The sequence below is a fragment of the Sphingomonas guangdongensis genome, assembly GCF_900199185.1.
In the GTDB taxonomy this organism is placed as follows: domain Bacteria; phylum Pseudomonadota; class Alphaproteobacteria; order Sphingomonadales; family Sphingomonadaceae; genus Sphingomonas; species Sphingomonas guangdongensis.
Map to the genome: position 1 here is coordinate 751,720 of NZ_OBMI01000003.1, position 23,129 is coordinate 774,848.

Consider the following 23,129-nt stretch of genomic DNA (forward strand, 5'->3'; position numbering starts at 1 on the left):
CGCCTGCGATCCGCTAAGCGGAACACACGACGGGCCGGCATTCAGTCGCCTCTTCGCATCTCCATGCGAAATCGGACACTTAGAATGGTGGAGCCGAGGGACATCGAACCTCTGACCGCCGAATGCCATTGCGATGGTCAGCTTCCCGGCCATTCGCCGGCCGGGTTGCGTGACTCAAATTTGAACAAACGGGCGAAATGCCTTAGCTATCGCTTTGAGGCGGCCAGTCCGGTTTCCCCCACAGTGCGGACCTTCTGCTCTCGCCCTTTGTGCCGGGGACGGCTACGGAAGCAGGGGCCGGGTCCGAGTTATGCGGCTGGCTACGGCATGGGTGGCGCTAAGGCGCCTTGAGAGGAGGCATGCCGTAGACGGGGAATGAGCCTGTCGGTTTGGAGAGAGCGCTGCTATGATGAGTGCCCGAACGGACAGGTGCTACATGCCGGACCCGAATTTTTCCGATTTGACCACAAGCGGCGATCGGCTTCGGGCGACGGAGAATGATCGAGCTTGGCAGGAAGCAGCCAACTCAAAGCATCACCTCCGAGGCTTGCAAGAGTTCGACAGAGCGTTGGCGAATAACCGGCTAACTAGCTACTTCGCTAAGAAGATGTGGAGTGACCCGCTCGCACGTCTGTTTTTAATGTTTGGCGCCGTAATAATTCTTGTTGGTTGGACGTATTTGGCCTTTCAGTGAGCCCGTATAGAGACTTAGTGGTCTCTCGCGGCCTTGGCCGCTTCTCGCGAAATCGATCCCGCTCCTTGTGTTCGCAACTCAAGTTCGGCGTGCCGACGCGAAATGATCTTTTCACCTTGTTGCTGGACCGATCGAACCTCCGGCAGCAGGTCCGTCGTGCTCGGTGAATTGCTACGGGAAAGGTGAACGCCCACCTGCCGAGCGTCCGCCTCTCGTCCCGCGATTCTAGACGTGCTCGGCGAAGAAAGGCCGGTCGCAGTTGGGCTTGCCAGACGCTCCTGGACGTCTCTTCGCATCGTCTCCGAGGCTCGGGAGATGTACCGAGTCACGAGCAGGTCCCGCTCGCTGCTGATCTGCGAGTCTGAAGAAGCCCAATGCGTGGCGTTTGCCGGATCGAAGGATCGATACACAAGCGGGGTGCCGAAAATCTCTTCTCGCGCAAACCGGAGAAATGAGTCGCTGGTGTTGATTGAGCCTTGCACTCCGTTTCCATCGGAGGTCGACCAACGTTCCTCGACCCTACGCGCCTCCTCGAAAAACTTCCTGGCTTCGGCGCTTCTAGTAAAGGCCTCGGACATACTCGAGCTTATACCCGATGTACTCGAGTTAACATCAGAGCGCCCGCTGGTCACCATTGAACGATTGAAAGAGTCCCTATTTTGTGACCAGCCATGCGTCTGAGACCATTGGTGCAACGCATCGTCGATGCGAGCGTCATCTCTCGAAACAGACGCCAGGTCGCTGTCGCTCCACCTTTTCGACTTGCCACCGCTGAGGTTGGCACTGGCCCCGATACGAGCGGCCCCGAAGTTTGCGCCAAGGCCGCCTTCCACAGAAGCGGAGCCAGACACAAAACTTTCGACTGCGATGCTGTCAGCCACTTCCGCCCGCAGCCCGAACCGGCTCTGGAGCATGCGCGAGGCCTGATCTACCTCGCTAAACGTCGAAGAGATGTTCGCTCGATCCTCATTACCGTAGCTGTCGGAAACGGAGCGGTCGGTGCTCATGGCATGGCGGAACTCCTGGAACCGGGTCACCGCAGTACTGGTGCTCTGGACCGCTTGATTGGACAGGGTCTCACCACGGCTCCGCGTCTCCGAGGCAACCTTCGCAGCCTCGGCGGCAACGGACTGGGTTACCTGCGGCATGAAGGGCAGCTTGGAGACGGGCACGTCGAGTAGTTGATTGCCCGCAAAGCTGGTCGCGAGCGTGCCCGTGTCGTTGAACGCGCGGGTCTGCGCGGCACCGTAGGTGAAGCTGGGCGCCTGGTTCCACTGGTCGTGTTGGCGGGTCTGCACCGTCTGGTTGTCGAAGCTCGAGTTGCCTAGCGCGATGTTGCCGGTCGACGCTTCCCGCGCGGCTTCCTCCGCAGCATTCTGCGACGGGTTCAGGTAGCTGGTCGCCTGGCTCGAGATCGCCATCGCGCCGCGCGCGATGCCGCCCGCGAGGAACGGGATCGAGGCGACAAGATATCCCGCGAGCAGGCCGATGTCGTCGTTGGCCTCGGTCATCCCGGTGAAACTCGCCAGCGTCAGACCGCTGCCGCTGCTGGCACTCGCCACCTCGGCGGCCCCTTTGAACATCATCACCATGTGTAGGATGACGTAGAGCGGTCCCCAAGCCGCGAGATAGAAGAAGCCGGTCAGGTAGCCCTTCAGGGCGTACGGCCCGCTTCGCGGCATCAGGAACAACGGGAAAAGCACCGGGAAGAGCGCGTAGAAGACCACCGTCAGGACGATGTTGAGGACAGGCACCCACTTCATCGCGGCGTGCGCGATCGAGCCGTAGGTCCGCTCGGTCTGAATGTCGGCGCGGGTCTGGGCATAGACGTCGACGCTGCCGGTGCCGCTGGTGCCCGCCGCGCTGTGCATGGCCTGCTGCATGGCATTAATCGTGAGCGACTGCCGCAGGATGGTGCTGGCGGACGCGGAGACGCCGGTCAGGTACTGGTAGGCGACCGGCAGGTCGGCGAAGAGCTTGGCGCGGGCGAGGTCCGCCGTCTGCTTCGGGTAGAGTTGCCTGCCGAAGACGCGGCCGAGATCATCGACCATGCCGTTCCATTGGCCGCTGAGCGTCCCGTACGCCTCGCGGCAGGTCTGGATGCTTGAGGTCACCGCGCCTGAGCCGTCGCGCGTCAGGAACCGCTGTGCACGCGCCTGACTGCCGGGCGCGATCGCGTTCCAGAGATCGGGTGCCTTCGCCAGCGTCTCCATCGAGTAGCGGCCGAGCAGCACGTCATAGAAGACGCATTGCTTGAAATGCTCGTCGAGATTGGCCGCGAACTCGGGATCGTTGATCCTGAGGCTCCGGGTGGCCTCGAACAGCCGCGAGCCGTAGATCATGCCGTTGCGGCTGTAGTCGAGATCGCCCGGCAGGCCGAAGACCAGCTCGGACGATCGAATGAGATAGTCGCCGACCTGGCTCGTGAAGCTGGCCATCATCGCCAGTCCGATCGGGACGTTGGCGACCTGCGCGGGCGCAAGGCTCGGGTTGATGCGATCGGTGACGTGCACGTCGAGCCGCGGCACCATCAGCACCATGTACATGAGCGTCGCCTGGAGAAACCAGTGCAGCCACGCCTTCCAGTCAAGGTTGAAGGCGACGATCAGGACGGAATAGGCCAGCCCCATGACCATCACGACCTGGAGCAGGCTTTTGTAGCCCCCTGCCCCGGTCCAGGCCGCGACCGCGTTGAGGACGGCGACGATGTACTCGCCGCCGCCGATCGTGAAGAGCTCGACCGTGCCCATCTCGTGCTGATCCCGAAGCTTAGTTGAGGCCGTGCGCGGCGACGCCGCGAGACCAGTCGAGGGACGCCGCCATGCCCGGCGACATTGAATTGGCGAGCACGTTCTCGAGGAACTGCGTCTTCTGAATGATCGCCATGATCGCGGTCACGCGTGCCTGCGTCGTCTGCTGGCGATCGGCGAGCGTGGTCCGCGCCGTGTTGATCTGCGCCGTCCAGGCCCCGAGCTTCGCCTCGTCGGCGGCGATGAAGGTCGCCCTCGACTTGCCCACCTCGCTGACCAGTTGGTCGAGGATGGCGTAAAGCAAGTCGATCGAGGCGATCTCGGCCAAAGTCGAGCGATCGTCGCTCGATAGCCCGCGGGCATAGGCCGCCTGCACGGTCAGGATCTTGTAGAGCGGGATCGAGGAGATCTGGAGCAGCTCCTTCTGCTCGGGGCTGATCGCGGTGTCGCTGCGGATTGCCTCCACCATCCCGTCGATCAGTGCAGTGACGCGGGGCCGGAGCGCCTTGGCGGCTGGGACCGACAAAGGCGCGAATGTCGGGTTGAGGCACTGATCCTCAGTGTCGCAGTGGTAGACCTGCACCTCGCCTGCGCTGGTGCCGTCGAGGAGGGCCGTTACGAGCGTGGACGTCGTGTCACCGGTCAGCGGCTGAAAGCGGCCCGGATCACTGTCGGTCGGCGGCACGTAGATGATCGTGCCAACCATGGTCATGACGTACTCGGCGAGGTCGCGATCGAAGCTGCCGCCTGAGTTGAAGAACTTGGACCCGCGGAGCACGTGCCAGGTGTAGTTGCGCGGCACCGCGCTGTTCACCGCATCCCATTTGGACGGGTCGGCACCGTTGATGGTCGAGCTCCGCTCGCCCTTGCTGCCGCAGCCGTGCTTGGCGGCGGCATAGTCCGAGAAGATGCCGTCGGAGTTGCCGATCGCCTCGCAGATCGCCTTGTCGGCGAGGTCGCCCTTCGGCCACACGGACCCGACCAGGGCCTGGGCGGCCTCGCAGCTCGAAATGTTGAGATTGTTCATGAGCTGCGCCTTCTGGGCGAACTCATCCATCACCTTCGAGCATTCGGGGCAGACGGTGTCGATCGCGAGCTTGAAGGCGAAGCCGACCGCATTGTTCGCGACCGCCTTCAGCATGGCGACGATCTCGCTCGAGTTGATGAACGAGAAGGATCCCGCGAACAGGTCAATCCCGCCGCAGCCGGCACGGGCCGAGGGCAGCTGCAGGTTGGCGAGGTTGGTCGTCTTCTGGGGAAAGCGCGTCCAGACGTTGCCGAGGCTGTAATAGCCCGCCGACTGGCCCTGAAAGGCGCTCGGCCCGGTCACGTTGGCAGCGCCGCCTGCGTCCGCCACGAACTTGTCCATAGCGCCGCCGACGTCGGCCGCTGCGGGGGCAGCCGGCAGGACCAGCGGCACCACGGCGCCGGCGAGGCTCAGCGAGCAGGCCAGCGTGCCGGCAATGCGCCCGCAGCGGCTGAGCGCAGCGCCCGTTGTGTCGAGCGCGGAACGGGCGAGCGCACGCAGGCGCGCGCCAACGGACGCTGGGTCAATAGTCACTGCCGGCCTTTCGCTGGGTGAGGAGGAAGATGCGCTCCATCAGCTCGTCGGCAGCGATGATGCCGTAGCCGATGGGAATCGCGGTCTTGGTCGCGCTGTCGAACAGGACCACGGCGGGCGTGATCTTGGCGGTCAGGCCCATCGCCGAGCGCTGGTTGGTCTCCACCGTGTAGCGCGGGAAGGTCTCGGACGGGCCGCCGTCGGTCGAGATCGCGCGAACGGTCAGGTGATGCGTGTCGGCGACCGCCTTCACGATCGGGGACATGACCCGGCACGCCCCGCAGCTCTGCGCGAAGAAGTAGAACAGCCCGTATCGCCGGCCAAGGCGGTCGAGCGCCTGGTCGCGCTCGACCTTGCGGGCATCGGACCATTGCTGCTTCGCGACCGTCCCGACCGGCCGCTGCAGCGTGTAGTCGAGCTCCGGCGTCTGCCAGAGCGCGCGCTGCCAGACGTCGCCGAACAGCGAGGCGCGGTCGAGCTGGGCTCGCTGGAAGCGGATATAAGCCGTGACATTGTCAGGCGTCGGCTCGAGGATCGCGCGCGCCTTGAGCTCGCGCAGCTCGGCGGTGATCGCGTCAAGCTTTTCCGCCGCGGTCGGTGCCGAGGGCACCGGCGCGGCCGCCGTATCGGGCTCCTCCACCTTGGGCCGCTCGCAGTAGAACCAAGTTCCGAGATGGCGATCCTGGCAGTAGAAGCGGTCGCCGATCTGAACCAAACGCGCCGGGTCCGGCGGGGTCTGGGCCGGGGCCGATGCGGCAACCACGAGGCTGAGCGTCGTCAACAGGTGGCGGCAGAAGCGAGCGAGTTTCATCGGCCGCCTCCGTTCACCGCATAATAGTCTGCGATCTTCTGCTGCAGGGTGACGACCGTGCCGAGCTCATCGGGGAGCTTGGCTGCGTCCTGGAACTCGGCATAGACTTCGGAGAAGTCCATGCGGCTGAGGTCGAGCCGGGCGAACTCGTCGATCGTGAAACCCTGGCAGCTCTCCTTCTTCGGACTGCCCCACGGCTTGTTGATCTGGGCCCTGCCCTGCTCTTGGAGGATGCGGCTGAGCTTCGACTCGAAGCAGCAATAGGTCTTCTTTTTGGTGACGCAGATCCCGAAGACGCTGTCCGAGCAGTAGCTGCCGACATAGTGGCAGAGCCCCTGGGCGTCGCGTTGATGCAGCAGGACCTCCTCGCGATCGCAGCCCAGCGTCACCAGCAGCTGCGAATAAGGGATCAGCGGGAAGGCCTTACCCGCGCAGCAGTTCAGAATGCCGAACACCTTGGAGTGGCAGGTATCGCGCTCGCCCTTGAACAGCGTCAGCTTGGCGGGATCGAACTCCTTGCCGGCTTGGCTCGCGGCATTGAGCGCCACCGCGGCGTCCTTGAACTCGTCATTGGACTGGCGGTTGATCGTCTCGCACTCGCCGTTGACGCAGTAGATGTCCCCGTCGCAGACATATTGCTTGGCTGGCGCGGGCCCGTCCGGGACCGTGCAGCTGTAGATCCGCTCGCGCGTCGGACACGGCGCTTCGTCGGTCAGGCACTCCTCGCGCGCGAACCGGCAGTCCTTGTTCGCCTCCAGCGCATCGCAGTTCTGCGCCGGTACGGCCTTGTGGCATTCGTAGGTCCGCTGCCACGCCCAGCACGGCTTGGTCACCGAGACGCCATCGATCACCCGCGTCACGGGATCGCTCGAGGTGCAGATATCCGCCGTGCTCGTGCAGCCGCTGTCGCCGGCGAGGCTCGCGCAGGCGCCCTCGTCGCGGCGTTCGGCGACGGTGCTCTGGGTCTCGGTCCCGCGAAGTGACCCGCCGGGTACCGGCGCGTCGCAGAGCAGTTCCTCGACTGGCTCGCCGGGCTCGGTGCAATATTGGTAGGGCGGCTTGCTGTAGCCCTGCAGGCAGCGTCCTTCGTGCGAACCGGTGCGCTGGCACGAGGCCTGCTCGAACAGGCTGCAATCATCGACGCGGTTGAAGCCGGCGTTGAAGTCGCTGCACCAGTAACGATAGCCGGTCTTCTTAGTCACAGAAACGACCAGCGGGATCGTGCAGCTCGCCGTCCGCTGTTCCAGCGCGACCCCGTCGTTGCAGGTGGCCTCATAGGTGCCGCTGGCACCGGTCGAGGGGGGCAGCTCCCGGCAGCTGCCCTGGCCGCCGCCGACGCTCATGCCGCTCACATAGGTCGCGGGATCGTCGGAGATGGCGCGTCCGCGCGCGATCGTCGCCTCGATTTCCTCGATGGCCACGCGCGGCCGGCCGTCGAGCGAGGAGCGGACGGTCGCATAGCCTTCATTGCTCGACGCCGCCGAGGTTGCCTGGGCGGCGATCGCGTCGGGATCGTCGAACAGCGGCGATTGCGAGGGCGTGCCGGCGAAGCCCGGCACGCGATCGGCGGTGGGCGCCGTCTTTGCCGCGTCCTGCGCCTTGCCGAGCGCATCGCTGCCGAACGCCTTGCCGTCGGCGCGTGCGGCCTCGGTCTGGCTCTGCCCGAGCGCTCCGCCTGCGCCGAGCCCGGCGGCGAACAGGGCGAGCGCGAGCCCCAGGCTGGTGCGGGCCGGGCTCACTGCGCCTCTCCCAGCCGGGCACGGTAGACCGCCGCGATGCGGGCACCGGGACCGTTCCCGCGGGCGAAGGTGTCGAGCGCGTGTGCCAGCGTGACATTGCCGTCCATGCGATCATGCGGCGGCAGCGTCGTGCGGCAATCGAACCCGTCACACAGGTCGAAGTCGGTGGCGGTCACAACATAAGCCGGTACGGCCTCCACGTCGAAGGCGCGGAACAGCCGCGGGTCAATACCCACTGCCGCCTTGACCTCACCGGGCGGCAGCACCTTGGCGAGCGCGGTAGTGAACGTCCTGGCCGAGTTGCCTGGCAAGCCGCGGAACACGACCACGCCGCCTGCCCTGCTGACGTCGGCGATCATCGCTTGGAGCGAGGCCGAGGGCATCGAGAGGCTGGCGAACGCGAGCAGCCGCGGCGCGTCCTCCGGCGCCATCTGCTTGCCCGAAGCGGCGACCATGCCGTCGAAGTCGAAGGTCGCGGCTGGATCACCGCTGGTCTTGGTCGAGGCGTAGCGGGCGGCGACAGCGCGGGCCGAGGCCGCATTGTCGGCGGCGTCCCGGCGGAGCGCCTCGCCGCGCCGGGCGACGACATTGGTGAGCGCTTCGGCTTCCTGCGGCGAGAGCTTGGCGCGCGCGCGTACCTTGGCGAGATCGAGCCCGTCGACGGTCTGGGCGCCGGAGGTGGCGGCGAGGCCGAGCAGCAAGCCGGTAAAGGCGGCGGTGCCGGCGACGAAGAGGTGACGCCGCATCACAGCACGCAGCAGTTGCGTTTGCGCCAGACGAGATAGCCCATATCTTCTCCGATTGCGGGATAGACCTGGCCGGCTGACATGAAGGTGGTCGACGCGCCGATCGGCGCGCAGGCGTAGCGCCCGCCGGTCTGGGGATTGGGGTTGGTGGCCTGGAAGCGATATTGCTGCTTCCGCATCACCGGCATGAGGTAGCTGCCGCACAGGCCCTTGCTGCCCATCGTGCCCCAGGCGACGAGCTCGCGGTGGAGCTTGTAGGCGAAGCGGGCGAGCGCGAGCCGCGAAGCCTGCACATGACCGATCGAGGCGGCAACGTTGCCGTTGAGCGGATACATCGTACCCTGGCAGCCTGCGCACCAGAACAGGGGATCGGTCGGCAGCTTGGCGGTGGCCGCGACGCAGTCGGCCGCGCAGGCCGCAAGCGCCAGCGGGTTGGCGAACAGCACCGCCTCGGGGTTGATGATCGCGGTCAGCTCGGAGTCCTGCCAGAGCGGATCGACCTCGGTGATGTAGAGGATGTCGATCGAACCGGTCTCGAGGCAGAGGAAATCCGCCACGATGTTCATCCAGTAGATGAGCGGATAGGCGTACCAGTGGACGTGCCAGCCGCTGGTGTTCTGCGCCTTGCCGCCGACGGCGCTCGGCCCGGCGATCGTCTTGAAGCCGATGTCGAAGCCGGGGTCGAGCTTGAGCCCGCCAAGGTTCACGAAGCACCACGGCTTCATGCTGACGTCGGCGAGCCGGACCGGCTCCCAGAACCCCATCGCGATCCCGACCCGAAGGCCGCACGCGCAGACCGGCAGGGTCGGATTGTCGGTGTCGGGACGGCCAGCGAGCGACGGCCAGATGTTGAGCCCGCCCACCGACATCGGGAACAGGCAGCTCCAGCACACGTCGGTGATCGGGTTGACGAAGCGGCCGGTGCACTTGCCGGGCGTCCCCTCCGCCCGCGCCGGTGACGCGAGCGCGAGGCCGACAATGGCGAGCAGCGCGACAAGCGCAGCCAGACCGAAGCGACGGTGGCGACGCGCGGCCGCATGGCGCTCTCGCGATGCGGCAAACCAGTCGCGATTGCTCATCGCGCTCACTTGTGATCTCCTTTGTTTCCCCGGAGCACCAGCTCACTGACCGCGAGCGTGCGCCCCTGCTGCTCGACCACGGCCGGCACGGCGCGGATGCCGAAATGGCGGGTAAGCGTGCCCTTCTGGTCGAAGTAGAAGCGGCGCTGCTCGGCCTTCATCAAGGCGAACGGCGAGCCCGACACCAGGATCAGCTTGGCGTTGAGCGCCGTCGGGGCACCCATCGCCCAGGCAACCTGCCCCTCATCGTCGCCGTCGAGGAAGACGAGCCGCTGGCGGAGCGGCACGGTATCGAGCGGGTTCACACGGGTGCCGGCGGCGACGACGACGCGGCCACGCCCATCGCGCAGATCCGCATTGACGGTGATGGTGGGATCGAACGTCCAGCGCCGCTCCTCGGCGGCATGGCCGATGCCCGACACCGGCGCCGGCCGGCGGACCTGGACGGCGGTCCGCTCTGCGAGTTGGCGATTGGCGCGATCGATCTCGCCCGAAGCCTGCATGGCGGTCAGCCGCTTCTGGATGACCGAGAGCAGGTCGGCCTCGACCACCGGAAACAGCGCGCCCTGCTGGCCATAGTCGCGGGCGAGCGCCGGCGCGGCCGCGGCGAGGCAGGCGACAAACGGGATGAGGTGGAGGCGCCGGCTCACAGGATCGGCTCCCCCGTGCCGAGGACCTGGTGGCGGCAGACCCAGCCGATCAGGGCATAGCGGCTGTCGAAGCTGTCCTTGTTGGGCGTCGCGACAAAATAGCAGCCGCGCGGGATCGTGCCGGTCGGGCCAAGCTTGAGCGGCTCGCCGCGCAGCGTCCTGGGCTTGGCGAGCGCGACCGCATGGCCGTTGACGAAGAACAGCCGACCGCGCCGGGTCACCTCATCGCCGGCAACGCCATAGATGATCTTGCCGAACGGCTGGTGATCGCGCCCGAAGTGACGCTCGAGGAGCGGGCTCGCCGGCGGATCGAAGAAGACATGCTCGCCGCGGCCGGGCAGCCGGCGGCGGTCGACGAGGAAGGCCCAGTTGGGCAGGCTCGTGCTCTGATTGACCAGGAGGACGTGACCGTCGCTCCAGTCGGCAAGCGCGGCATAGGCGGTGCCGCTCACGCCCAGTAGCGCGAGCGTCGCCCAGCGGCGCGCCCGCGCCGGCGACCAGAAGCGCGGATCGGCATCAGCGCGGCTCATGGTCAGCCTCCACGGCCTTCGTGACGCGGGCCCGCACGTCGTCGGTCCGATCCTCGACCGAGCGGCCGAGCGTCGCCTCGGAAACGAGCACGGTCGTGCCACCTGCCCCCATGTCGGCGACCGCCTTGTTGATCGCGGCGAGATAGGTCGCGGTGCGGCGCCCCGACTGTTCGGGCGTGCCGCCGTTGCGCGCTTCCGCCGCGACGAAGTCCTCGACCAGCCGCGACAGGCTCACCGCGACGATGCGGCGGTGCTGCAGCTCGAGCAGCGAGCGGGTCGCCCACGCCGTCCAGATCAGGGCCGCGATGAGGGCGATCCCGAGCAGCACGCGGGTCACGGGCCAGCCCGCAATGGTGCGCGAGGTGGTGACGGCAGGCTCAGCCATGCCGGCCTCCCCGCACGAGCTCGCGGCGCAGGCGTGTGGCGAAGCCGGGCAGCCGGGCGATCAGGAACAGGCCGACGACGCCGAGGAACAGCACCAGCACCTGGCCATCGAAACGCGCCCGCGCCGCCGGATCAGCGAAGAGGTAGTGCGTCGACAGGTTCTGGAGGTGCGCGAAGAAGCGTAACGGACGCCCGTCCGCGGCGACGATGACGAAGGCGAACACCGCACCCAGCGCCGCCAGCACCGTGCCGGCGAGCCAGAGGGTGACGCTGAGCGTGACGTGGCAGGCGTCGGCGAGGATGCGGCCAGCGCGGGCGAGCCGCGGGCGAAGGCTGGGAAAGCGGTCAGCCATGATGCGGCTCCGGCGGGAGGGGTTCGGTCTCCCCGCGCGACACCGCCTCGATCGCCTCGGCGATCGTCTGCCCTCGAGCGTGGCGCCGCTCGATCGCGGCATAGGTGTCGGGCGAGGAGGAGAAGACGGTGGCGGAGAAGGGATCGAGCACGAGTCGGCCGATCGCCTGGCATTCGGGGCCGCGGATGAAGACCTCCGAATACTCGCTGCCGGAGCGCTTGAGCGACCGGATCAGCCCCTCGGTGCGGTCATCCATGTCGAGCCGGGCAGACTTGCGGAGGTCGGCGATCGTCTCCGGCTTCTGCTGGAGGACCAGCATCCAGTCCGAGTTCTCGAGCGCCGCGGTCGCGCCGTCCGACTTGTAAAAGTCGTTCAACGACTGCGTCGCGGTGCAGAGCGCGCCACCATATTTGCGGGCGGTCCGGGCATAGGTCTCGACGAAGTCGGACATCGACCCGCCCTTGAGCATCGCCCAGGCCTCATCGATCAGCAGCAGCTTCTTCACCGACCGCGGTGAGCGGGTCATGGCCTGGCCGGTCATGAACATGATCGCGGTCAGCACGACCGAGCGCAGCTCCTCGCGCGTGGCGAGGTCGGACATCTCGAAGACCGTGAAGTCAGCCTCGAGGCGTAGCGTCGCCTCGCCGTTGAAGAATCCGCCATAGGTGCCGCCCGCGCGGAACGGTCCCATGGCGATGGCAAGGTTGGCGGCGTCGGCATTGCCCGTCGCTTCGAGCGCAAGCGCGACCGCCTCGACCGACCCCGCCCTGCCCTGCTCTTCCCACACCCGATTGACCGCCTGGTCGATCAGGCCGCGCTCGGTGTCGGTCAGCCGGTCGATGAAGCGCGCCATCTGTCCGACAATGGCTTTCAGCATCGCCATGCAGTCGAGGCGGTAATCCTCGTCGTCGACCACGCGCTCGGCATCGATCATCGAGAAGGGATTTAGGCAGAAGCCGCTCGCCAGCGTGAACTCGATGAAACGGCCGCCCTGGAGACGGCAGCTGTTCATGAAGCTACGGCCGTCGTCGATCACCACGACCTTGGCGCCGGCGCCGCACAGGCTCGCGCACATCTCCTGGAGCAGCACCGACTTGCCCGAGCCCGACTTGCCGAGGATCGCGACATTGTGGTTGCCCGCGCCATTCTCGAACGGCGACCAGAAGAAGGGCTGCCCCCGTCGGCCTAGGAACAGCAGGTGCGGCACCGCGCCGCCGAGATACTCACCCTGCACCGGCGCGATGTTGGCGGCCGTGGTCGACAGCATCGTCCGCATGCGCCGGCAGCGCTCGAGATCGGCGGCGAGCCCGTCGGCGAGCGTCAGCGGCATCGCCGCGAGCAGGCCCTGGACCTGCAGGTAGCGCTCGTCGGCCAAGTCCCAGCCCGCCGCTTTGTAGAGCGACTTGACCATCCGCTCGTTCCGGTCGCCGTCGCCTGCCGGCGAGAAGGTGGTCACGCCATAGAAGGCGCGGACCAGCCGCCGGCCCTCTTGCAGCTGCGCCTGGACTTCGCGCCATTCGGCCGCCTGCTCGCGCAGCTTGGGCACGTAGCGGGCCGACTTGCCTTCGGAGAGGCTGGTCGTGCGCAGGAACTTCATGCCCGCGCGCGTCGAGGCCGCCTCCTGGTCGGGATAGACGAGGCAGAGGATCGTGCCGGCCGGGCACGGATAGCGGAGCTTGTCGGTGAACAGGTCGCCAATCAGCCGCGCCGTCTCCCACGGCGTCCAGCGCGCGGGCATGTTGCGGACGCCGAAATGCCGCACGTCGAACCGGTCGGGGTAGATTTCGCCGATCTCGGGCGCCTCGCCGTCGCTGGCGCCGGTCGGCCGGAAGCGCTCGGTCCGGAGCAGCATCCGGCTCTCCTCGACGGTGAGCTCGATGTCGCGCCGGATCGCCTGGTCGGCAATCGGGTCGAGCGGGTTGTAGTCGATGGCGTCGTCGCCGCTCGCCGTGGTTGGCGAGGTCAGGTCGTCGACGAAGGCGATGAGCTCGACCGGGCCGACATCGAGCGAGGGCACGTCGAGCGAGCGCAGCACGCCGACCAGGTTCTCGCGAACCGCGATAAGCTCGTCCTTGGTGGTGCTGCTGCTCGAAGGCACGCCGACTGAGACGAGCAGTTGGTGATGGCGCGCATGGAAGGGCGCGCCCCCCGACCCGCTGGTCCAGACAAGGTCGTAGAGGCACTGCGTACGCGCCCGCGCGATCTGCTCGTAGACGCCGCCGCGCGCGTAGCGGGGCGCGAACCAGGGCGCGATGTTGCGGCTGATCCTCGGACTTGCCCAGTGGACAATCTGGACGCAGGCGCCCGCCGGCAGGCCTTCGGACAGGAACTGGCCAAGAAGGTCGCCGACGCGCTCGTCGGCGCCGACCAACGGCGCCACGTTGAGGATGAAGCCGGTCGAGCGCGCGTTGAGGTAAAGCCGGGTCTGCGGCTCGTACACGCGGTACGGCAGGAAGCTCGACAGCATGTCGAGGCCGAGCACCGGGCGATCGCCCTCGCTCTCCTCGGCATCGCCGAACAGGCCCTTGAGCAGCGTGCCCGTGAGCGTCTTGAAGGAGAGGCTCATCGCGGCTGCTCCTGGCCAACGGGCGCGCTGAAAGGACTGCCCTCCATTTCTGGCGTGACCGGGCCGACCGGCCTGAGCGTGGTGCCAAGCCGCGACAGCTTCCGAGCTGCGAGCGCGTTCAGCCTCGCTTGGGCCGCCCCCGGGTCGCCCTGCGGCAGAATAACCTTGCCGGCGGGTAGCGCCGACGTGGTCGGCCCGAAGCGCTTTGCCGCAGGCGCAGGCACGGTGGCTGGCGGCTTGGTACCGATCCGGTGCCCGGCGCGAGCGGCGGCGATCGCCGCGGCGCTGGGCGCCGCGGGATCATGGATGCGCGCCGTCGAAGCGGCCGCGCTGAACGGTTGAGGGGCTTGAGCGGGAGGAGACTCAAGCCCCTCGATCACCGGTGCCGAAGCACCAGCGACCACCTCGCGCAGGGAGGAAGGGGCGGGACTGCGCGAGAACTCGGAAATGGATGTGGGCTCAGCGACCGAGGCGAAGGTCCAGGCGGGCTGCTCGACGACGGCGTGGACCGTCGCGGCATCGTGCAGCACGCCAGCCTCGTCGACATGCGCCGGCAGGAGGATGGTCAGCATGCGCTCGCCGGTACGGACCGCGACGCTGCCGCCCTTCCCGCTCGCGCCCTGCCGGCGCGGGCCGACCATAGGTGCCGACGCGCCCTCCTCGTCGACACTGCCGATCGCGGCAGCGTCGATCTTGGTCATGGGCGCGCAGGTCCCGGCCGGCGCGCGGCAGGTGAAGTCGCCCTTCACGGTGCCGCCAAGCGTGGTGCAGCCGCTCGCGCCAAGCGCGGTTGTGAGCAGCAGGGCGAGGGTGGCGGCGCGGCTCATGCCCGGCCTCCCGCGACAAAGGCTTTGAGCTGGTCTGCGGTGTGGAAGCCCTGCAGGACCGCGCCATCGCTACGGATGATCACCGGCGTGCCGCCAAAGCCACGCGCTTTGGCGAACGCCTCATTGGCGTCGAGCCCGGAGGTGTCGCACTTGGCGCCGGGCGTGACCGGCCGACCGTCATAGGCAGCGTGAACCGCCGCCTGCTGGTCGCCGGCGCAAAGCACGGCCTCGGCAAGCTTGCGGCTTTCCGCGCCGAAAATCGAGATCGGCCGCTCCTCGACCCGGGCGCCCATCTTCACGAGCTCGCTCGAGAGCTTGCGGCAATAGCCGCAGTGGAAGTCGCTGAGCACGACCAGCTTGGGACCGGTCGCCGGACCCCAATGGATTGCACCCTTCGCGGGCAGCTGGCCGAGGTCGACCTTCGCGGCCGCAGGCGATGCCGCCTCCGGCTGCTCGTCCCCGTCGCTGTCGCGCTTGCCGGCGGCACCGGCGGCGAGCAGGTCGGGATTGAGCTCGAGCAACCGCGCGGCGGTAACGTCGCTGCGCGTCTCCATATCGTAGAGCCGCCCGATCATCAGGTAGCGCGCGGTCCGGTCGACATAGAAGAGCGTGGTGCCGGCGACGACTTCGCACAGCCCGCCGAAGCGGCTGCAGTCGATCGCACCGATCCGCGTCTTGGGCAGGCGCAGCTTGAGCGCTTCTCGAACCAGGTCCGTGTCGACGTGCACCGAGGCGATCGGGGCGGCCTGGACGCTCTTGGCGACCACGCCCGCCCCCATGCCGAGCGTTAGCGAGGCGGACGCCAGCAAGGTCCAGAAGGGAACGCCCTCCATTCGGCGCATCTTGGCCAGCTCGCGGCCAAGTCGAGTGTCAGCAGAATTCATTGAGAGTCCCTCACATAGACGCCATCGAGGAAGACGATCTCGACATCGATGCCGGTCGGCATCTCCACGACTGGCTGATATTGTTCGGCGCGCTCGATCAGATATTTGGAGACCGTGTCCGACGCGTCGGCGACGCCTTGACCGAGGCCGCCCTGGACGATGTCGCCGCCCGAGAGCTGCTGGCGCTTGCCGTCGACCCCGGTGGTGATGCCGGAGAAGACGCTGTTCGCATTAGCCGAGAAGCCACGCCCGAAGCCGCCGACGATGCCGGCGAGCAGCGCCTGGCTGACAAGACTGCCCTCGCGGCTGACGACCCGGCCGCGCACCCCGGTTTTGCCGGCGAAGCTGATGAAGCCCTTGACCTCGCTGACCGCGACCCGGCCACCCGGCTGGTCGCAGGTCATCTTCTGGAGCTTGACGTAGACCTTCTCGGCCGAGAGATCGCCGCGCGCCGCGCCGTTGACGACGCAGCCCTGGAGGCGGGTGGTGAGTAGCTTGCCGTCCTTGACGACCGAGCGCGCCGGGCCGGTGATCCGCAGCACGACGGGCAGCGGATCGGTCTGGCTCGCGACGCCCGCGGAGGCGTCGACGCCGACGATGACGCGCGCCGGGGCATAGCTGTTCGGCGGCAGATAATCGGGGCTGTCCTCGACCTCGATCGCGGGTGCCGTCGGCCGCCCTGCCCTGAGGCCCGTCTTGCCCGCCGCGCCAATTTCGCCGGCACCGCCGGTGAACGAAACTGTCTTCACCTGCCGCTCCGCGGCGGCCGGCAGCGCCGCACCCGAAGGACCGGCACCATTGTTCGGGTCGAGCGGCGAGCCCGACGGGATCGACGGATCACGCACGGCGACCGGCGGCGGGACAGCCGCCTGCGTCTGCGCGCGGGTGAGCTCGCCGCGCAGCGTGCTGTTCTCCTGCGTCAGCGCGTCGATTGTCTTGGTACCGTCGCTCTTGAGCGCCTGGTTCTCCGCCGAGAGCGCATCAAGCTTGGCCTGCACCTCGGGGGCGACCGCCTTGCTCTCCTCAAGCGCCTTCAGCTGGCGCGCCTGCGCATCCAGCCGGTTGCCATAGATAGCGACGAACTCCTTCTGGCTGAGGTCCCGATTAACGATGCCGTCGGTCTCGATTTTCTGCGGCGCGTCCGCGGCCGGCGTGTGATCGCCGGTGCCGCCGAACACGAACCAGAGCGCGAGCATCGCCGCGGAACCCCCACCGCCGAGAAGCAGCATGCGCTGGCGTGCGCGGGTCTTCGCGTTGAGCGCGCCCAAAGCCGTGACGCTTTCCTGCGCCGGGCTGGACGGAGGGGTGGCCTGCTCGCTCATGCGCCGGCACTCCCGTCGAGCACGACGTAGAGCGTCGTCGCCTGCTGGGCGCCGAGCTCGCGATCGGCGACGCTCACCGCGAGACTGCCGGCCGGGGTGAGCTGCGCCGGATCGATGGTGACAGGCTTGGCGCCGCGATTGTCGATCCGCAGCACGCGCCCCGTGAGCGCGGCACCGCGATACTCGGCGACGAGGCGTACGGTGAGGTCACCGACACGGGCCGGGGCGGCGGCGACCTGCCGCATCGTATAGCCGTCCGGCGCGCTGTTCGCGGCCATGGCCTGCACCAGGCGCACCGCGGCGTCTCGGGGGGTCGCCTTCGCTTCCCAGGCCTGGGCCCGCTCACCAGCGATCGCGGGATTGGTGACGAAGATCTGCTCGGCCTCGGGTCCGCCGACGCTGCACGCGAACTTGTAGACATAGCCCTTGCGGGTCGTGGCGAAGAAGCTCAGCCGGCCCGGCGCGAAGCCCTCGGGCACCGACAGGTAGATGTCGCCCCGGACCGGCTCGTTGGTGACGGTGAAATCGTTGTACGGGTAGCCGGTCGTGATCTTGCTGACGCTGGCAAAGGCATCGCCGACCAGGCTGATCCGCGTCAGCTCATGATTCGAGACGACGCAGTCGACCTGCGCATTGTCGGCAGCCTGCCGATACTGGTCGGCCCACGCCGGGGTGGCGGCGAGCGCGATGGCAGCGCCGATCAGAGCCATGCCGAACGGCTTCAGGCTGATGTCGCGCGGTCGGGACGTGCCGGCCGCAAAGGTGGCGGCGCCGGCTCCGAGTAGGCAGGCGGGTGTCGCGGCGATCATTGGAGCGCCTCCTTGTGATCTTGGATGAGCGCGAAGCTCGAGAGCGAGAGGCGCAGCCCCACGTAGGTCCAGCCAAACCGGAACCGCTTCTTCTCGCTGGCGATGACCTGGCCGCCGACGAAGGTCTTGAGGTCGCCTTCGACGGTGGAGCTCAGGCCCTTCGGATCCACGGTCATGCCGGTGATCACGAAGGCCTGGGCGAGGTCGGAACCGCGCTGCTCGGTGACGATCTTGACCAGCTCGGCCTTGAGCGCCCCGTAGGCAGACGGGTCGGCCACCTTCAGGATCTGCTCCATCCAGTAATCAAGCCCGGTCGGCGACCGATTGAGCAGCATCAGCGCCACATCGCGCGTCACCAGCTCGAGATAGTCGGCCGACACGCCCGACGAGCTGATCGCCAGCTGCCGGGTCGTTACCGGCTGCAGGATCACTTCGCGGTCGCGGCTGCTGAGCGCCGTCAGCAATGCGAAATTCGCCAGGAACGACGCGGCGGCCGCGACGACCAGGACCTTGCGCTGGCGGAGCAGCGACTGGCTGCGCTGATGCGCGATATCGGACAGCATGGAGCCCCTCCCCTCAGCCGGCGAGCCGGCGGCAGTGGGAGGGCGGCGTGGCGCGAAGCCTGACGAAGCTTGCCCCCAGGTACCAGTAGGCCGCGTGGATGATCCAGGAACTGGCCCGGCCAGCCTTGGCCTTGCGAAGCGCGAACCACGCTCCTCCGGCACCCACGAGACCCAGAAGGATGTGCTGGGAGAAGATGCCCCAGGCGAACGGCGCCGCGAGCCCCAGGAATTCGTCCAGGGTCCAAAGGCCGATGAGCTCCGGATCGTCGAGCCGCCGGGGGACAAGGTACTTGTCAGTCATGTGCGCTACGCCGCCCTCGCCGCCGCGATCAGATGATCGCGGTCACGGTGGAGGTGACGATCGGCACGCCCGTGCCGACGCCGATGCCGACGGCGACGGGGATCGCCACCTGCCCGAGCGTGAACCGGCCGGACGCCATGCCGATGATGCCGCCGGCCAGGCTGAGCACAGCGATGATCTTGCCGCCCGAGCCCTCCAGAAAGTCGGTGAACTTGGTGAGCGCCGGACCGAAGGTCGTGTCGGCGCCGGCATAGGCCGCGCTCGCCACGGCCATGAGGCCGATCGCCGGGATGAGATAGTCGCTGGCCCGGCCGAGGCCGGCACGGGTCAGCGGGAGCTTGAGGCTGTGCATCGAGAGCGTCTCCGAGAAGGTGTTCGCCGCGGCCGCATCCCGACCGCACAGCCACCTTCACGCCGGCTCGGGCCGACGCTCAACGAAAAGGAACATCAGGAGAACGGTCAGCCGATTGGTCGCGAAATCCGCGACACCGATCGCGTCCGGAGTGTGAAGTTTCCTAGCTTCGCGCGATGCCGCTCGCGCTGAATGACAAGGCACACGCGGTCGCTGGCGACAGCCGTCGCGAATCGCCTTCCGGCTTCATTCCTTGCACTTCCGGTGAGAGGCCGGCGCCGTAAGCGACGCGACTCTGCCAATTGCGAGTTCCGCAAATGGCTAGGATGTTCCTGTTTTGTTTTCCTACAGCCTCCGCGATTGATACCGTGCGTGCGAATCAGCCCTTGGAGTTGGAGTCGTGACCACCAGCAGCCCGGCAGCCCTGTCCTCGATACCGCTGCACATCATCGTTGGAGACCTCGTCGATCAGAGCGGGCTCAGCCAGCGCGACCTGGCGGCCAGGGTCGGCCTGTCGAAGGATCAGATCTGTCGTACGCTGAAGGGCACGCGGCATCTCAGCCTCGAGGAAGCAGGATCGATGCTCTCCGCCGCCGGCCTACCGGCGCGCGGTGCCCTCACCCTCGCCCTCTTCGATCGCCGCGATCTCGCCAGCGAATGGTCACGGTCCGGCATGGCGGCGTTTCTGGAGACACTCGTCGCCGCGCTGCCGGACGCGCTAGCGGCCGAGCTCGCCGAAAGCAGCGATCGCGTCGATCCGCGTTGGGGTCCGGCGGTAGCGAAGTTCGTGGCACAGCGGATTGCAAGCCACATCGATGAACTGATCGAGCGAGAGGCGAAGCTTGGCGAGTTTAGGCAGACCGGCGTTCTGCGCGGCTAACCACCTCGACGAAGGTCGCGCTGAACGCATAGCTGGTGAAGGTCGCGCGCTTGCAGCGGTGCGCGCCGATCAGCTCGAGAGAGCGGCCTCACGGCAGCCCCCCGGAGCCCGGTCGCAACTCCTCGACGTCGAAGTCGCGCGCGCCGATCTCCCCGGTACCATTCAGCATGTCGCCCGCCAGCGCCCGCTTCCGTTCGAGCAGCTCGTCCAGCTTCACGTCAAAGGTCGTGAAGTCATCGGCGGCGACCGTCGGATAGTAAACGAACACGTCACGCCGCTGGCCGATGCGGTACGCTCGATCGGTCGCCTGGTCCTCCTTCGCCGGGTTCCAGGTGCGGGTGAAGTGGATCACGTGGTTGGCGGCCTGCATGTTGACTCCGAAGCCGACCGCCACCGGCGACAGGATGATCACACCAAATCCTGGTGCCTCCTGAAAGGCCCGGATCCGCTTCTGCCGGCTGTCCGCCGCTCCGGCTGCCGCCGAGGTGTCACCGTTGATGACATCGACGGGGATCGCGAACGCCTCGCGAATGTAGTGACGCAATAGCCTCTGAACGGCCTTGAACTCGCAGAAGACGATGGCCTTCTCGCCACGCTCCCTGACCTCGGCGAGCGCCGACAGCAGCCAGTCGAGCTTAGGTGACCGGGCGCGATAGGCGTCAACGGCGTCGTAGGCGCCCGCCTCCTCTGTCTGCGCCGGGTCCGAGCAGATAAGCCGCAGCCGGTGCAGCAGACCAAGGTGCGCGCCTGGCCGCCCCGCCTCGCGACGGAAGCCCTCGATCGCGCCGACGTAGAGTCCGCGCTGCGGGACGCTCATCGGCAGGCGTCGGCTCGCCTCGTCGACGAGCTTGGCCTTGAGATCGGCCGCCACCTCCGACTTCATGCGCCGCAGGATCTGCGGCTCGATGAGCGTCCTGAGCTCCTCCAGCTTCGCGCGGTCCGCGTCGCCCTCCGCCTCGATCGGCCGACGGTAGGTGCTCCCGAACTCGTTCAACGCGCCCAGTAGTCCGGGCTGCACGAAATCGAAGAGGCACCAGAGATCGACGAGGCTGTTCTCGACGGGGGTGCCTGTGCAGGCGATCCGGAACGACGCGTGCTGCTTCTTCGCCGCGCGAGTCATGGCCGCATTCGGGTTCTTGATCTTCTGCGCCTCGTCGCAGACCATGATCGACCAGCGCTCGCGGGCGAAGGAGAACTCCAGGTCGCGCAGGGTCTCGTAGGTTGTCAGCACCACGTCTGCGTCGCCGCACCAGTCGGGCCGCAGGAAGCGGACGAGCCCCTCTCTACGGAGCTGCTCGTCGACTGACGACTTGCCCACCCTCAACCCGGACAGCGTGTCGCCGTAAGCCGTCAGGATCTTCAGTGATCCGGGCAGCAGGAACTTCTCGGCCTCCTCCCGCCAGTTCTCGAGAAGAGTCAGGGGCGCGACGACGAGCGCGGGAGGTGTGGCGGGATCGTCCTCCCTCGCGCGCGCCATGAGACTGAGGATCTGGAGCGTCTTGCCCAGCCCCATGTCGTCGGCGAGCAGGGCGCCGCGGCACCGGTCGGGCGCAAGGCCGAACAGGTGCTGCATCCATGCGAGCCCCTTCAGCTGATGGTCCTTCAGGCGGACCTCCTCGCGCAGACCTGCGGGAAGGCGTGGTGGCCCGGCTGGCGCCGACAGGGCGGCCAGCCGCTCCTCCCGATAGTCCACCTGCTCTATGTTGGCCTTCAGGATGAGCGTGGGCCGCTTTCGGCTCGGAGACGCACGCGCGGGATCGAGCGTGCCCGCCTCCGCCTCCACGCGGACGCGGCCGAACGCCTTGAGGATTGCCTCGGCTTCGCGCACCGGCATCGGCACGGGGCAACCCGGCACTTGGACGGCAGCGGCTCTAGTCCGACGAGCCTCCTCCACATCCGTACGCAGTCGCTCCGCCACATCGTCGGTCAGTGGTGCGGAGCCGGGCTCGCCGGTCGCCGGATCGTTCCAGCCGATGATCGGCACGATGTTATCAGGAAACCAGCCCGCGTCGTCGCTCTTGCGCGCGATGTGTGGCGAGTAGAACGGCCGCTCCTCCCCGATGCCGTCCACACGGTCCGAGTAGCCAGAGAGATCGTAGATCTGCCCATGGCTGATCAGGGACGCCGCACGTCGGCCAACTGCGCGCCGCAACGCCGCGCAGTGCAACCTGCTGTCACCGTCGAGTTCGAACTCGAAGTCGTCCCACGAGCAAAGCTGCAGCCCACGAGCGAGATGGTCCTCGACGCGCGCCACGAACTCGAGCGCGTCCTCGTCGCTCAGCGAGATTTCGCTCGTCTCGATCCGCTCGCCCGTTCCGGAAGTGACCAGCAGCCCGAGCGCGCCGTCGCCGTGCGTCTCGGACGTGATCGCCGCGAACCGGTCGAAGGAGATGCCGGCCTCCTCCTTGGCCGCCTCGAACGCCTCCTGGTCGATGACCTCGGCGGCATCCGGACCAAGGGCTGCGATGGGATTGACCAGGAAGGCCTGCGCGCGCTCGCCCGCGACGCGGCGCCCAGGCATGCGCTTCAGCTCCCGCAGCACCGTCCCGACCGCGGGCGACACCATGACCTGGACCACGCCATCCGGCGTGACGAGATCGTAGCGATCCCTGACTTGAGCGGAGCGATCAAAGGCCTGGAGCCAGTGCGTGGGCGCGCCCTCGAACCAGGGCTCGACTTCGACAAGGCCGAGCCGATCCGACCGCCGGAGTGCGATCTGGAGGCGATCAGGCGTCAGCACGACGGTGCGGAAGAGGAAGTCGTCGAGCGCCGCGCCGACCGCAAGCGCTTCGGCGCGAATGGCGCCCCAGGCAAGCCGCTGCGCGCCCTCCCCCCGCTCGTCGGGTCCACGTCGGCCGAAGGATGCGACCCGGTCCACTAGCCGCCATGCCGCCGGCGGCAGCAGATGTGGTACGCCATCGATCTCCAGCGTTCCGCCGTGCAGCCTGGCACCGTGGATGATGCGCCCGTCGCCATCGAGCCAGCCATCGATCGCGACGGCGAAGCCGCTGTCGGTCAGCGATCCCCTGCTGGCCAGACGCGGCGCGGCGAGAACCGACTCCGGAAGGTTCAGGACGGCAAGGTCCGCAGTCCGCGCCGTGTCGTCGAGGATCGTGTAGAGCTCGCGCCAGCCGATGCGGCGACCTTCCTCCACGGTCGTGGCGAGCCCCTCGTCCTCCAGTTCCTCCAGCAGGGCCGCAGCGGCAACCCCGGTAGAAGGCGGGACGCAATCAGCCGGAAAGATCAGTCCTTCCGGTTCTACACGATAGCCTGGTGTACCCATCACCGGCTCTGGTGCGACCGGCGCCGAAGCCTTGGGTCTCCGCCG

General features: G+C 67.5%; 20 protein-coding genes. 1 reads left to right on the plus strand and 19 read right to left on the minus strand.

Going from position 1 to position 23,129, the window contains the following annotated elements; translation table 11 throughout:
- Positions 1 to 708: 708 nt before the first annotated feature.
- The 18 genes from CRO12_RS15835 to CRO12_RS15920 form a co-directional block, all read right to left on the minus strand.
- Positions 709 to 3,444: a conjugal transfer protein TraG N-terminal domain-containing protein gene (locus CRO12_RS15835; RefSeq protein WP_097064893.1), complete on the minus strand. Its 2,736-nt coding sequence runs from the start codon at positions 3,442 to 3,444 to the stop codon at positions 709 to 711.
- A gap of 19 nt (positions 3,445 to 3,463) precedes the next feature.
- Positions 3,464 to 4,813 (minus strand): conjugal transfer protein TraH, encoded by a 1,350-nt coding sequence (locus tag CRO12_RS15840; RefSeq protein ID WP_097065124.1) that lies wholly within the window; start codon positions 4,811 to 4,813, stop codon positions 3,464 to 3,466.
- A gap of 181 nt (positions 4,814 to 4,994) precedes the next feature.
- Positions 4,995 to 5,816 carry a conjugal transfer protein TraF gene (locus CRO12_RS15845; RefSeq protein ID WP_097064894.1) on the minus strand — a complete coding sequence of 274 codons (822 nt, stop codon included), beginning with the start codon at positions 5,814 to 5,816 and terminating at the stop codon, positions 4,995 to 4,997.
- Entirely contained in the window at positions 5,813 to 7,555 is a 1,743-nt protein-coding gene (locus CRO12_RS15850) for a conjugal transfer protein TraN (RefSeq protein ID WP_245858549.1), read from the minus strand. The genes CRO12_RS15845 and CRO12_RS15850 overlap by 4 nt, the downstream gene beginning before the upstream one ends.
- The gene (gene trbC / locus CRO12_RS15855; RefSeq protein ID WP_097064895.1) at positions 7,552 to 8,301 is read right to left on the minus strand and encodes a type-F conjugative transfer system pilin assembly protein TrbC; all 750 of its coding nucleotides are present in this window, start codon (positions 8,299 to 8,301) and stop codon (positions 7,552 to 7,554) included. The genes CRO12_RS15850 and trbC overlap by 4 nt, the downstream gene beginning before the upstream one ends.
- Positions 8,301 to 9,389 (minus strand): conjugal transfer pilus assembly protein TraU, encoded by a 1,089-nt coding sequence (traU, locus tag CRO12_RS15860; protein ID WP_245858550.1) that lies wholly within the window; start codon positions 9,387 to 9,389, stop codon positions 8,301 to 8,303. The genes trbC and traU overlap by 1 nt, the downstream gene beginning before the upstream one ends.
- On the minus strand, positions 9,386 to 10,030 hold the full coding sequence (gene traW, locus CRO12_RS15865; protein WP_245858551.1) for a type-F conjugative transfer system protein TraW: 645 nt from the start codon (positions 10,028 to 10,030) through the stop codon (positions 9,386 to 9,388). The genes traU and traW overlap by 4 nt, the downstream gene beginning before the upstream one ends.
- Positions 10,027 to 10,560: a S26 family signal peptidase gene (locus CRO12_RS15870; protein ID WP_097064896.1), complete on the minus strand. Its 534-nt coding sequence runs from the start codon at positions 10,558 to 10,560 to the stop codon at positions 10,027 to 10,029. The genes traW and CRO12_RS15870 overlap by 4 nt, the downstream gene beginning before the upstream one ends.
- On the minus strand, positions 10,547 to 10,945 hold the full coding sequence (locus tag CRO12_RS15875; protein ID WP_097064897.1) for a TrbI F-type domain-containing protein: 399 nt from the start codon (positions 10,943 to 10,945) through the stop codon (positions 10,547 to 10,549). Before CRO12_RS15875 ends, CRO12_RS15870 begins: the two co-directional genes overlap by 14 nt.
- Entirely contained in the window at positions 10,938 to 11,297 is a 360-nt protein-coding gene (locus tag CRO12_RS15880) for a hypothetical protein (protein ID WP_097064898.1), read from the minus strand. Before CRO12_RS15880 ends, CRO12_RS15875 begins: the two co-directional genes overlap by 8 nt.
- Complete coding sequence (gene traC, locus CRO12_RS15885) at positions 11,290 to 13,863, minus strand: type IV secretion system protein TraC (RefSeq protein WP_097064899.1); 2,574 nt, start codon at positions 13,861 to 13,863, stop codon at positions 11,290 to 11,292. Before traC ends, CRO12_RS15880 begins: the two co-directional genes overlap by 8 nt.
- On the minus strand, positions 13,860 to 14,690 hold the full coding sequence (locus CRO12_RS15890) for a TraV family lipoprotein (RefSeq protein WP_097064900.1): 831 nt from the start codon (positions 14,688 to 14,690) through the stop codon (positions 13,860 to 13,862). Before CRO12_RS15890 ends, traC begins: the two co-directional genes overlap by 4 nt.
- Complete coding sequence (locus CRO12_RS15895) at positions 14,687 to 15,523, minus strand: DsbC family protein (protein WP_425443038.1); 837 nt, start codon at positions 15,521 to 15,523, stop codon at positions 14,687 to 14,689. The genes CRO12_RS15890 and CRO12_RS15895 overlap by 4 nt, the downstream gene beginning before the upstream one ends.
- A gap of 47 nt (positions 15,524 to 15,570) precedes the next feature.
- Positions 15,571 to 16,896 (minus strand): TraB/TrbI/VirB10 family type IV secretion system protein, encoded by a 1,326-nt coding sequence (locus tag CRO12_RS15900; RefSeq protein ID WP_097064902.1) that lies wholly within the window; start codon positions 16,894 to 16,896, stop codon positions 15,571 to 15,573.
- The gene (locus CRO12_RS15905; RefSeq protein WP_179641057.1) at positions 16,893 to 17,705 is read right to left on the minus strand and encodes a type-F conjugative transfer system secretin TraK; all 813 of its coding nucleotides are present in this window, start codon (positions 17,703 to 17,705) and stop codon (positions 16,893 to 16,895) included. The genes CRO12_RS15900 and CRO12_RS15905 overlap by 4 nt, the downstream gene beginning before the upstream one ends.
- A complete protein-coding gene (locus CRO12_RS15910; RefSeq protein ID WP_097064903.1) occupies positions 17,702 to 18,268 on the minus strand; it encodes a type IV conjugative transfer system protein TraE in 567 nt (188 codons plus the stop codon). The genes CRO12_RS15905 and CRO12_RS15910 overlap by 4 nt, the downstream gene beginning before the upstream one ends.
- A gap of 13 nt (positions 18,269 to 18,281) precedes the next feature.
- Entirely contained in the window at positions 18,282 to 18,569 is a 288-nt protein-coding gene (traL, locus tag CRO12_RS15915) for a type IV conjugative transfer system protein TraL (RefSeq protein WP_097064904.1), read from the minus strand.
- Positions 18,570 to 18,597: 28 nt separating this feature from the next.
- A complete protein-coding gene (locus CRO12_RS15920; RefSeq protein WP_409314177.1) occupies positions 18,598 to 18,843 on the minus strand; it encodes a hypothetical protein in 246 nt (81 codons plus the stop codon).
- A 478-nt stretch (positions 18,844 to 19,321) separates the two neighbouring features.
- Between CRO12_RS15920 and CRO12_RS15925 the strand changes: the two genes are divergently transcribed.
- Positions 19,322 to 19,801 carry a helix-turn-helix domain-containing protein gene (locus tag CRO12_RS15925; RefSeq protein WP_097064905.1) on the plus strand — a complete coding sequence of 160 codons (480 nt, stop codon included), beginning with the start codon at positions 19,322 to 19,324 and terminating at the stop codon, positions 19,799 to 19,801.
- Positions 19,802 to 19,889: 88 nt separating this feature from the next.
- Here the strand turns inward: CRO12_RS15925 and CRO12_RS15930 are convergent, their stop codons facing one another.
- The gene (locus tag CRO12_RS15930) at positions 19,890 to 23,084 is read right to left on the minus strand and encodes a DEAD/DEAH box helicase (protein ID WP_144033620.1); all 3,195 of its coding nucleotides are present in this window, start codon (positions 23,082 to 23,084) and stop codon (positions 19,890 to 19,892) included.
- Between the last annotated feature and the right edge of the window lie 45 nt (positions 23,085 to 23,129).

Coding starts and splice junctions, on each gene's coding strand:
- CRO12_RS15890 (WP_097064900.1), bottom strand. CDS start 14,690: ATGAGCCGCGCCGCCACCCTCGCCCTGCTGCTCACAACCGCGCTTGGC.
- CRO12_RS15910 (WP_097064903.1), bottom strand. CDS start 18,268: ATGCTGTCCGATATCGCGCATCAGCGCAGCCAGTCGCTGCTCCGCCAG.
- CRO12_RS15840 (WP_097065124.1), bottom strand. CDS start 4,813: ATGGACAAGTTCGTGGCGGACGCAGGCGGCGCTGCCAACGTGACCGGG.
- CRO12_RS15905 (WP_179641057.1), bottom strand. CDS start 17,705: ATGATCGCCGCGACACCCGCCTGCCTACTCGGAGCCGGCGCCGCCACC.
- trbC (WP_097064895.1), bottom strand. CDS start 8,301: ATGCGGCGTCACCTCTTCGTCGCCGGCACCGCCGCCTTTACCGGCTTG.
- CRO12_RS15870 (WP_097064896.1), bottom strand. CDS start 10,560: ATGAGCCGCGCTGATGCCGATCCGCGCTTCTGGTCGCCGGCGCGGGCG.
- CRO12_RS15845 (WP_097064894.1), bottom strand. CDS start 5,816: ATGAAACTCGCTCGCTTCTGCCGCCACCTGTTGACGACGCTCAGCCTC.
- traC (WP_097064899.1), bottom strand. CDS start 13,863: ATGAGCCTCTCCTTCAAGACGCTCACGGGCACGCTGCTCAAGGGCCTG.
- CRO12_RS15900 (WP_097064902.1), bottom strand. CDS start 16,896: ATGAGCGAGCAGGCCACCCCTCCGTCCAGCCCGGCGCAGGAAAGCGTC.
- CRO12_RS15895 (WP_425443038.1), bottom strand. CDS start 15,523: ATGGAGGGCGTTCCCTTCTGGACCTTGCTGGCGTCCGCCTCGCTAACG.
- CRO12_RS15835 (WP_097064893.1), bottom strand. CDS start 3,444: ATGGGCACGGTCGAGCTCTTCACGATCGGCGGCGGCGAGTACATCGTC.
- CRO12_RS15930 (WP_144033620.1), bottom strand. CDS start 23,084: ATGGGTACACCAGGCTATCGTGTAGAACCGGAAGGACTGATCTTTCCG.
- CRO12_RS15920 (WP_409314177.1), bottom strand. CDS start 18,843: ATGGCCGTGGCGAGCGCGGCCTATGCCGGCGCCGACACGACCTTCGGT.
- CRO12_RS15875 (WP_097064897.1), bottom strand. CDS start 10,945: ATGGCTGAGCCTGCCGTCACCACCTCGCGCACCATTGCGGGCTGGCCC.
- CRO12_RS15880 (WP_097064898.1), bottom strand. CDS start 11,297: ATGGCTGACCGCTTTCCCAGCCTTCGCCCGCGGCTCGCCCGCGCTGGC.
- traL (WP_097064904.1), bottom strand. CDS start 18,569: ATGACTGACAAGTACCTTGTCCCCCGGCGGCTCGACGATCCGGAGCTC.